This window comes from Vibrio sp. R15-SG3-ISO1B, assembly GCF_059833835.1.
This window is the reverse complement of record NZ_JCBDGG010000047.1, coordinates 165,234-175,190: the sequence shown is the minus strand read 5'-3', so window position 1 is coordinate 175,190 and position 9,957 is coordinate 165,234. Positions and strand designations below refer to the sequence as shown.

The following is a 9,957-nucleotide window of genomic DNA, read 5'->3' as shown; positions in this document are numbered from 1 at the left end:
TATGGAACAAAACGGGGCGTTAGACCCTTGGTATGCGGCCCTTGAGTGGTGGGTAAACCACTTTGATAAACGTTGCCACAAGGATTTGTTGCTGACGGGGTTGCCGTTGTCTGAACACGGTAGGTTGGATCATCAGCTATTTTTCCGTGCGTTGGAACGGGCACAGCTATACGCGACGCCGTTGCCACTGTCAGAGATCACTCCACAATCCTTACCCCTCTTACTGGTGGATAAACACAGCAATCAACCTCATATCGTCACCAAATACGATGAGCAAGGCTATCAGCTGTGGTCGGAAGATGGCGAGAAGACCATGAGCGCCGAAGAGATCAAGCGGTGCTCAGAGCCCAACCTGTGGCGCATTGACGTTCAAGCACACTATGACGAGAGAATCGAAAGCTCGCAGCCTCGTTCCCAAGGGCATTGGCTATGGAACGTGGTCAAAGAGGTGAAGCCTTGGTATCGAGATCTGCTTGTGGCGTCTTTACTTATCAACGTGCTGGCCCTGGTTGTCCCGCTGTTCACGATGAACGTGTATGATCGAGTGGTGCCCAATCAAGCCTTTAGTACCTTGTGGGTACTGGTGGTTGGGGTCTGTGTCGTGATTGTTTTCGACTGGTTGCTGCGCGAGGCGCGAAGCTCAGTGACGGATGTAGCAGGGCGTTATCTGGATAACAAGCTGTCTGCCATCTTGCTTGGTAAAGTATTGGGGATGAAGCTAGAAAACCGTCCGCAATCGATCGGGGCGTTTTCTCGCCAACTTCAAGATTTTGATAGTGTCCGTGATTTCTTCACCTCCATTTCTCTGGTGACCTTGATTGATCTGCCTTTTACCCTGCTGTTTTTGCTTCTTATCGGCTGGCTAGGTGGGGCGATGATGTTGATTCCTATCACTGTGATGTTGGTGCTGATCGGGTTGTCGGTCGCGATGAAAGGCAAGATAGAACAAACCCAACAGGAGACGGCAGCGCTGTCGAGCCAGCGTCAAGCCCAACTGTTTGATTGCTTAAGTTCGTTGCCTGAAATCAAACAGAATAACGCACAAGGGACGATACAAAAGCGCTGGGAGCAGACGGTCGCGTCCTTGTCCGACTGGCAAAATCGTTCTCGTCATTATTCCAACTTAGTGGCGCACTCAATTCAATCGAGTCAGCAAATCGTCACCATTTGCCTTATCGTGTTTGGTGTCTATCAGATTTCTGAGGGCTTGCTCAGTATGGGCGGGTTGATTGCAATTGTGATGCTCAGCGGCCGAGCGGCGGGCAGCATCAATCAACTCTCTCTTCTCATGCTGCGTTATCAGCAAACTAAGACCGCTATCGAAGGGCTTAACGCTATCATCGATTTGCCTCAAGAAGATCAAGAAAGCAGTAAATTGTCCCAAGGCCAGTTCCAAGGTGGCGTGCGTTTAGACAAGGTGAGTTACCAATACCCTCAAACTCCCACACCTTGTTTAGAGAGCGTAAGTATTGCTATTCCCGCCGGTGAGCGTGTTGGGATTATTGGCGCTGCGGGCGCGGGAAAGTCTACGTTACTTGCCATTATCGCCAAGCAGGCCAATCCAACCCAAGGACGCGTCTTTTACGATGAGATTGATAGCCAACTTTGGCCGAGTGCCTCCATTCGTCATCACACCGGCTGGGTGGGACAAAACCCACAACTGCTCTATGGCACAGTGATAGACAATATCACCTTGGGCGCGAACGAGGTCGATCAGAAAAAGTTAGCGCAGGCGATACAGCTTTCGGGACTGGGTGCCTATCTCGATCGTATGAGTAACGGGTTGGAGACCCAAGTGGGTGAAGGCGGACGTTTTTTATCCGGCGGTCAACGTCAAGCGGTGGCGTTGGCGCGTGCGTTTTATCGCAACTCAAGTTTATTGATTCTAGATGAACCGACCGCTTCCTTAGATAGCGATGCAGAGGCGCGTTTATTCCATAGTTTGCAGTCGTTGCCGCGTGACAAAACGATGTTCATTAGCTCGCACAAACACTCCTTCCTCTCCTTGTGCGACCGTATTTTGGTGGTTCATCAGGGGCAGATCGTTGCAGATGGTTCACCCGCAGAGATCTTGCATGCGCGTAAAGAGACCAACAAAAAGCGTGTTCGCTCTGTCTCAGTGGTCAAAGGAGGCAAGCATGAGTAGCACCGCGTGGAACAACGCGCATCTAGCCTATCGCTCACGTCGCTTGATTTGGTTAAGTGGTGCGCTCATTGTTGCCATCATCGTGTGGGCAACGTGGGCCAAACTGGAAGAGGTGGTGGTGGGCGAAGGAAAAGTGGTACCGAGCCTTTCTGTCCAAACGATACAAAGCCTGGAAGGGGGCTTGGTAAAACAAGTGCTCGTCACTCAAGGTGAGCGCGTTGAGCTTGGTCAGCCCATAGCGATTTTAGACGACACGCGTTTTAAAGCGAGCTTTCAAGAGTCGGCTCAACAAGCGCAATCTTTGCTGGCACAAAAGCAGCGTCTGGAAGCCGAATTGATCAGTGTTCAAGTACAAAGCTCGCAAGTTGACTGGCGTGAGCAGGTCAACGTGGTCACCGCGCCCTTTGTGTTAGAAGAGGGCAGCCATAATGCACTATTTAATGAGCGCGCGAACTACTTGGAACGCATCGGCCAGCTCAATGCAGAGCTTGAAGAGTCGACGCTGCGCATAGAGCAGCAAGCGCAGGCCTACAACGATACCTTGAATGCCATCAAAACATTGCAAAGCAGTCTGGCCATTGTCACTCAAGAGCGCGACATGTTACGTGACGTCGTTGCCAGTGGCGCGGTTGCGGAAGTCGAACTGCTCAAGCTCAATCGCGATTACGTCAAGTTACAAGGTGACATCGCCAGCTCACAAGTGATGGCGCAAAAGCAAAAAGCCGCTTACGCCGAAGCGATTGCCGATAGGCGAAGCACGGCGCTCGATTTTCGCGCTAAAGCGCAAGGACAACTGAATGAAGTCGCCACTAAACTGGCTCAACTGCAAGAGAGTCAACAGGCGATAGCGGATCAACTTAATCGCACGCAGCTTGTCTCGCCAGTTGATGGACGAGTCAAAGAAGTCTTTGTTCGCACTATTGGTGGTGTGGTGAGACCCGGCGAGCCGATCATGGAGTTGATACCTGAAAACAGCACCTTGATAGTTGAAGCGAGGATCTCGCCGCAAGACATTGCTTTTGTGCGCAGCGGCCTTGCTGCGACCGTGAAATTCAGTGCCTACGATTTTGTCATTTATGGTGGATTAGCAGGCAAAGTCACCTATGTCAGTGCTGACGCCCTGCAAACGGAAGAGGGCAATGCCTACTACCGTGCTCACATCACGTTGGATGACAACGAAAAGGTGTCGCAATTTACCATTATTCCCGGCATGCAGGTGGCCGTGGATATCTTGACGGGGGAAAAAACCGTCCTGAGTTATTGGCTAAAACCTATTTTGAGAGCAAAAGAGAATGCTCTTCGAGAACGATAATAAACATAAGGATAGATAATGCGTTCCAAATCGTTACTGTTAGGCGTGTTGCTGTCGAGTTCAGCGCACGCCATTTCTCTGGAAGAGTCGGTGGCGTTTGCCATCGATTACAGCCCAGAGTTGTTGGCTCAGTATTCCCGCTATCAGTCTGTAGTGCGTGATGGTGATGCCGCAAGTGGATTTCAGCTTCCACAGGCCAACCTTTATGCTGCGGCCGGTTATGAGGAGACGCGCTACAACAGTGGATCATACATTGACCCAGATGATAGAGGCTTAACGCGCACCGAAATTGGCCTAAAAATCTCTCAGTTGCTGTTTGATGGTTTTAGCACCAGTTCAAATGTGGCTCGTTTGGGGTATGAGGCAGAAGCAGAGCGCCTAACGTTAATCTCAAGGGCAGAAAACGTGTCACTCGACATTGTCCGTATTTACTTGGAACTGCTGAAAGCGCAAACCCTACTTGAGCTTGCAGAGCGCAATGTCCGAGAGCACCAAGAGATCTACCAAAATGTATTGGACAAAACGCAAAAAGGGTTGAGCAGCAATTCCGATTTAGCTCAGATTTCAGCGCGTGTCGCCACGTCTCAATCCTCTCTTATCGCTTCGCAGAACAATCTCGTCGATCTTCAGACTCAGTATTTGCGCCTAGTGGGCAAAATGCCTACGGACTTGGTCGATCCTGTGTTTGATGACGCGCTGCTGCCGAGCAGTGCGGAGGTGGCGAAAACGCAGGCCATCGACAATCACCCCGAAATTAAGGCGGCGGTATTGGATTTGGATGCCGCTCGTAAAGAGGTCCGCCGAGAAAAAGGCGGTTATTACCCAGAGATCAAGCTTGAGTTACATGCCAACAAGAATGACAACGTCAGCAACGCTGAAGGGCCAGATGAAGATGCGCGCATCATGCTGACGATGGATTACGATATTTTCAATGGCTTTGCCACCGATGCGAGTGTTGAGTCTTCCGCTTGGCGCGTAGAAGAGGCTCGCGCTATCCGCTTGCGCACTGAACGTGAAGTCGAAGAGGGCACGCAACTGGCTTGGAACGCCTACGACATGTTAGAGAAACAGATGATGTTACTGCAACAAAACGTGGATGCAGTGAAAATCGCAGAGCTTGGTTATATCCAGCAGTTTAACGTGGGTCGCCGCAGTTTGTTGGATGTGCTGGATGCCAAAGTGGAAGTGTTCTTAGCGAGAAAAAATTATGTCTCAGCCAAATACGATCATACCTTAGCCGCATACCGACTGTTTAATGCGATGGGTATTCTTACTTATGCGCTTCGGGTCGAACATCCGGAAGAGTGGCAAGGGGAGGAGAAACAATGATGAAGTGGTTACCCCTTTCGCTTGTGCTGCTGACCGCTTGTGCGCAAGAGCCAAATATTGAAACGACGCGTCACCAAATTGATGATCTGACCGATGACGATCGCGACGGCGTGATCAACCAGCGTGACTTGTGTGCATCGACGCCGGAAAATGTGGCTGTCGACAGACAAGGTTGTACGCAGTGGCAAATTGAAGAAAAAGCCAACGTGATCAGTTTCTTCTTCGACATGGACAAGGACCAAGAAACGCCAGAACATCAGGCGCCCCTTGAGCAGCTTACGCAACTGCTCGATGCGCACCCCGACGCGTCGGTAATATTGCTCGGTGATACCAGTCCTGAAGCGAGCTTGGCGTACAACCAGGCTCTGGCTAAGCGTCGCACCTACACCATACGTTTGATGCTTGAGCGACAAGGCATCGACCCCAACCGTATTTCAGAGCAGGAGTTCACCCAAGTGACGGCATTGACTCAGTATCTGCATGCGCGTAAACGTCGTGCCATTGCCGTCGTCATGACCGACGTCATGAGCGTAAAGCCAACGTGGACGATTTTCAGCTCCGAGCAACAATTAACACCCAAAAGCAATGCAGAGGTTAAAAATGAACAGTAAACTTTTGCCACTGATGTCGACTGCGTTGTTTATTATGCCTTGGAGTATGGTCTCTAACGCATCGGCGCAAGACTCGATCACCGCAGTGGCGGTGGACAGTCATATGGTCTCTCTCATCGGTGCATTAACGGATGGCAAGTTTGAGCAGTTGGACATTCTTAGCCGAGAAAATATTCCTGCCGCTATGCTTAGCCGAGAAGTTAGGGTCGGTGTGAGCGCTCGTCGTTGGACGGACTTAGAAGTGGCCAAATTTGAAAAGCTCACCGGGTATCGTCCGACCGAGCTTTACTTTACCGCTGATGTGGTGGCCGTATTAGCCAACGAAGAGAACCCAAACCAAGAGGTGACATTGCAACAGCTCCGTGACGTTTTTGGTTGTAACGACGATGTCCTGCCTACGCGCTGGTCAACGTGGGGCAAAGAAGCAGAAACGCCGCTGATGCTGCCTTTTGCGGTGGATGAAGGTTTAAAACTCCATCATACCTTCCACGAGTGGGTCACGTGCAAGGAAGGCACCTATGCGGCGACGCAGTTTGTCGCGGACGAAGAGGGGCTGGAAGAGGCGCTGGATGATAACGAGCAAGCGCTAGCGTATGTGACCTATTCCAAACGTTGGCAAGAGGCGAATATCTTGTCGGTCGTCGATGACCGAGGTGATCGTTACGATGTGAATAAAGAAACCATCTTGTCGGGCCGTTATCCGCTGTCGAGTGTTTATTACTTGTATCTCGATTTGCCACCGCATCGAAATTACTTTTCACCGTCAGAAAAGCAGTTTATCGAGTTGGCACTGAGCCAAGAGCATCAATCGGTGCTCAATCGCTATGGTTTTATCAGTTTACCTGAACAGGCGATTTGGCGAAATTATGTCAAGCTAGGCTTAGAGCCACCTATCGTTGAGGGTGGTTATAAGTAACCATTTCACTGACACTAACTCATTCGATCTAAAAAGCCCCAAACGGGGCTTTTCTATTAATTGAGGCGGTGACAGTCCAATTAGGACTCGACCATGACGCGCGTATCTTCACTCAGCGATTCGAGTTCGTTGGCCACATCGTCAATGCTGATCTCCTGTGGCAATCGAATTGCCATGTTGGCGGTGAACAAACTCGAGCTCACTCCGCCACCGCCCGCAATAAAGACGCGTTGGCAATCCATGTCGAGAATATTAATACCTTGACCATCCAGTACGTGAGTGATCTCATTAACGATGCCGTTGCGATCGTTAGCGTCTAAACGGATTTGATAAATCGCATCCGAGGCATGAGCCGCTGTGTCTGAGTCGACAATTTGTACCAACAACTCATCATAAGATTGGAATGCGGCTTTGACGGTGTCTACGTTCTCCACCGGGACATCGACTTTGATCACGGCTGCGACTTGATCCTCAATAAAGTTCACTTTGCTAATCAGCCATTTACCGCCGTTCTCATGGGTAATGGCCGCGAGGTTTTTGATTGTGGTTGGCGTCGCTTTACCAACAAAATTGACAATAAATGTGTGAGTCATAAGTGCCTCCTGCGTTCTTGGACGAAAACATATCGTCTCATTTCAGTGTAGGATCGCGGTAAAGTTGAGGTTTGACTTAGGTCAATTTTTCAAGCTAATACATTGTTGAAATTGAGAATATTGGTACTTCTGACACAAAAAAGCGACGCATGGCGTCGCTCGATGAAGAAGTGTGAACACGAGACGTTGGGTTTAAAACGTCACTTTAAGCTCAAAGCCGTAAAAGACGGGGTCATAGGTTGCGCCTGAATTGAGGGCAAACGTCGCGGCCTCTTGGTTACCAAACCACGGATTGCTCACGTACTGCCACTCTGCGCTGCCGCCCCAGGCGTCAGTCACCCAGCCATGAATATGGCCAACGGGGTTCAAGAAAAACAGTGTTAAGTCCCCCATGCCTTGGGACCCGAACACTTCACCGCCATCGGCGACGATACTTTGTTCTGCTTCAAACATCATCTCACCAACCACGGCGCCAAAGAATGGGGTGATGAACAGATCTTGCCAAGAGGGCACTTCCGCAAACGCTTCCACCCCGTACTCCCAGAAAAACGCTGACATCGTAGCGGAATAGAGGAAGGACTCAAACTCATTGAATCCAGCGTGACGCGCCGCAGTGTAGTAGACACCCCCAAAATAAGGGTGCATGACGTAATTGAGAAAATGCTCGTCACGATCCCAAACTGGACCATCAGAGACGTTGTCTTTCCACTTCTTACCCAAATTACTCAGGTCACGACTCTCTTCATCCCACTTAGTGATGGACTCAGGCAGTAGAGTCATCAGACCGACAGTGGCGACGCTGAGGCCTAAAATGGTGTAGGTTTGGCCCATCAAGTAATCCCAGTCTTTCTCACTTTGCACCGTTAGATAGCGTGGGCGAGGAGGCTCGGAGAGTTCTAGCTCATTTGCGTTCAGACTTAAGGTAAAAGGATCACCGCTTTGGTATTGGTATGAGTGCGCGTAGAAGGTATGGGGCTTGGCAGGGATATAACTCAACTCTATCGGCTGAATATCATGTTGGCTTCCTGCTGCGGCATAAGACGACGCCGTTAATAATAGTGCACCCACGCTTTTTCTAAACACATGAACTCCAAAGGGTTGTTATATTGATCGCGCTCACAATTATCCCTTATAGAGGGGAGAATGCAAACCAGTAAATGTCATAAATAAGAAACTAGGTGATATTAGTAATGTCTGTCACTATAGAGCGATAACAAAAAGATAAGTTTCACGCGCTGACGCTACCAAATAAAGGAATTCATATGTTAAAAATTGCCATGTTAAGTACTGGGGAAGAAGTGCTCCACGGAGACATCGTCGACACCAATGCCGCTTGGCTGTCTGAGCAGTTCTTTACACACGGATTTTCACTAGCTAAACGTTCTACCGTTGGTGATGAAGAAAGTGCCCTAGTGGAAGAGCTGTTGATGTTGAGCTTTAACTATGACGTGGTGGTGGTTAATGGCGGCCTCGGACCAACCAGCGATGATTTAAGCGCGCACGCAGCTTCGTTGGCTGCAGATGTGGAGCTTGTGCTGTATCCCGAGTGGCTTGATAAGTTGACGGCCTTTTTTGCTGCCCGCAACATGGCAATGCCCGAAAGTAACCGCAAGCAAGCGATGTTACCTAAAGGCAGTGTCTTACTCGACAATCCTATCGGCACAGCGTGTGGGTTTAAGGTCGTGATCAATGACTGCGTGTTTTATTTTACACCGGGTGTGCCGAGTGAATTTAAGCGCATGGTCAAAGAGCAAATCTTGCCTGATTTAAAACAGCAGCACCCTCAAGTGCAGGGGTACGAATGCAGTCGACTCTATACGTTTGGCACGTCCGAATCGGCGTTGTCTGACACGCTCGATAAAGTGTCATTACCTGAGGGGTACACTCTGGGCTATCGGTCTTACCTGCCTTTTATTGAGGTCAAACTCTTTGGCCCGAAAGGAGAGCTAGAGACACGGGTTAAGCTACTGCAACTGATCTTTAATCTCATTGAACCTAGTGTGGTGTCGGTAGATGAAACCATGCAAAAGCATGTCGCGTTTTTAATCGAAGAGCGTAAATCATCGATTGCGACCGCCGAGCAATCGACGTTTGGCGCGCTATCTCAGTGGTTGCACGCTGAGCCCGAGGCAGCGCAATACTGTGGTCATGGCTGGGTGATTGGTCATGCGGTCTCGGTGGGCGAGCAAAAAGAGGATTCATTAGCGGCGGCGTTCGCCTTGGCGGGGGCGACTCGCGAGAAATGCGCGACGGATGTCGCTATTGTGACGGGCAAGGTCATAGAGGGAGTATTCTCCCTCGCGCTCTCTAGCCCCGAAGGTGAATGGGGGCAGACGTTGAAGTTCAATCGCCAATATGGCCGTCAGGATCAAATTACGATCATTACGACCACGGCTGCAGATATGCTCAGACGCTATTTGTCAGCGAAGCCCCTGTTTGCGAAATACAGCTCGTTATCTCGTGAAAAAGAGCTGTTCGTGCCACGAAATGCGCTCGAGAGTTAGTCAATAACAGTGAGTCTGTCAAATGACTCACTGTGTCACTTCTCCTTATCTTTATGAAAAGTAAGTTTATTTTTTACTCCCTCAGAATTAAACCTTTTAGAAGAAATCGTTCTAATGGTTAAACGGATGATTTTCAATAGAAGCGCTGTTTGTCTTACTTTTGCAACGTGCATTTAACAAAATTGATCGTAAACTGGAAATTCGGCAGGGTGTTGCAAAGGAGAGTGACATGTTTAATCAATCGAAGATCCTTATCTGGTATCAAGTGGCGAGCCAGAAAGTATTTCTTGGTGAAGCGCTCAGTGATGAGCATCACGATGTGATTTCTATGTGGCTCAATGCCCCAGAAGAGCTCACACCTAGAGAGAGTTTGGGCTATCGACTTTCACTGTTTGATGATGACGGAAGACAGATTGGTGACAAACCCGTCTCCATGATGACCGCCGATGAGTTTTTGTCCGGTATTCGTCTTCAGATGTAACCTCAATCTCGATAGCTCTCTGGGTTGCTCTGGTCTTTTCAGTGATTCAGTTTCGGCTGTTGAAG

The 9,957-nt window shown here is 49.7% G+C and carries 9 protein-coding genes; 7 read left to right on the top strand and 2 right to left on the bottom strand.

The genetic code is table 11. The features are described from left to right. Position 1: 1 nt before the first annotated feature. From AC6R0S_RS15080 to AC6R0S_RS15060, 5 genes are read left to right on the top strand one after another with little or no spacing between them, the layout of a single operon-like run. Entirely contained in the window at positions 2-2,146 is a 2,145-nt protein-coding gene (locus tag AC6R0S_RS15080; RefSeq protein WP_500638255.1) for a type I secretion system permease/ATPase, read from the top strand. Beyond that, complete coding sequence (locus tag AC6R0S_RS15075) at positions 2,139-3,458, top strand: HlyD family type I secretion periplasmic adaptor subunit (RefSeq protein ID WP_500638254.1); 1,320 nt, start codon at positions 2,139-2,141, stop codon at positions 3,456-3,458. The genes AC6R0S_RS15080 and AC6R0S_RS15075 overlap by 8 nt, the downstream gene beginning before the upstream one ends. 18 nt (positions 3,459-3,476) lie before the next feature. Beyond that, entirely contained in the window at positions 3,477-4,787 is a 1,311-nt protein-coding gene (locus tag AC6R0S_RS15070) for a TolC family outer membrane protein (protein WP_500631154.1), read from the top strand. Next, the gene (locus AC6R0S_RS15065) at positions 4,784-5,398 is read left to right on the top strand and encodes an OmpA family protein (RefSeq protein ID WP_500631153.1); all 615 of its coding nucleotides are present in this window, start codon (positions 4,784-4,786) and stop codon (positions 5,396-5,398) included. Before AC6R0S_RS15070 ends, AC6R0S_RS15065 begins: the two co-directional genes overlap by 4 nt. Then, positions 5,388-6,314: a PstS family phosphate ABC transporter substrate-binding protein gene (locus AC6R0S_RS15060; protein ID WP_500638253.1), complete on the top strand. Its 927-nt coding sequence runs from the start codon at positions 5,388-5,390 to the stop codon at positions 6,312-6,314. The genes AC6R0S_RS15065 and AC6R0S_RS15060 overlap by 11 nt, the downstream gene beginning before the upstream one ends. Positions 6,315-6,394: 80 nt before the next feature. Here AC6R0S_RS15060 and AC6R0S_RS15055 read toward each other — a convergent pair whose 3' ends face one another. Beyond that, on the bottom strand, positions 6,395-6,907 hold the full coding sequence (locus AC6R0S_RS15055) for a glycine cleavage system transcriptional repressor (protein WP_500631151.1): 513 nt from the start codon (positions 6,905-6,907) through the stop codon (positions 6,395-6,397). Between the two features lie 192 nt (positions 6,908-7,099). After that, complete coding sequence (locus AC6R0S_RS15050) at positions 7,100-7,990, bottom strand: DUF3943 domain-containing protein (protein WP_500631150.1); 891 nt, start codon at positions 7,988-7,990, stop codon at positions 7,100-7,102. Between the two features lie 179 nt (positions 7,991-8,169). Between AC6R0S_RS15050 and AC6R0S_RS15045 the strand changes: the two genes are divergently transcribed. Both AC6R0S_RS15045 and AC6R0S_RS15040 read left to right on the top strand, forming a co-directional pair. Then, positions 8,170-9,411: a CinA family nicotinamide mononucleotide deamidase-related protein gene (locus tag AC6R0S_RS15045; RefSeq protein ID WP_500631149.1), complete on the top strand. Its 1,242-nt coding sequence runs from the start codon at positions 8,170-8,172 to the stop codon at positions 9,409-9,411. Between the two features lie 229 nt (positions 9,412-9,640). Next, positions 9,641-9,892, top strand: coding sequence for a hypothetical protein (locus AC6R0S_RS15040; protein WP_487903140.1), 252 nt, complete (start codon positions 9,641-9,643; stop codon positions 9,890-9,892). Positions 9,893-9,957 lie beyond the last annotated feature (65 nt).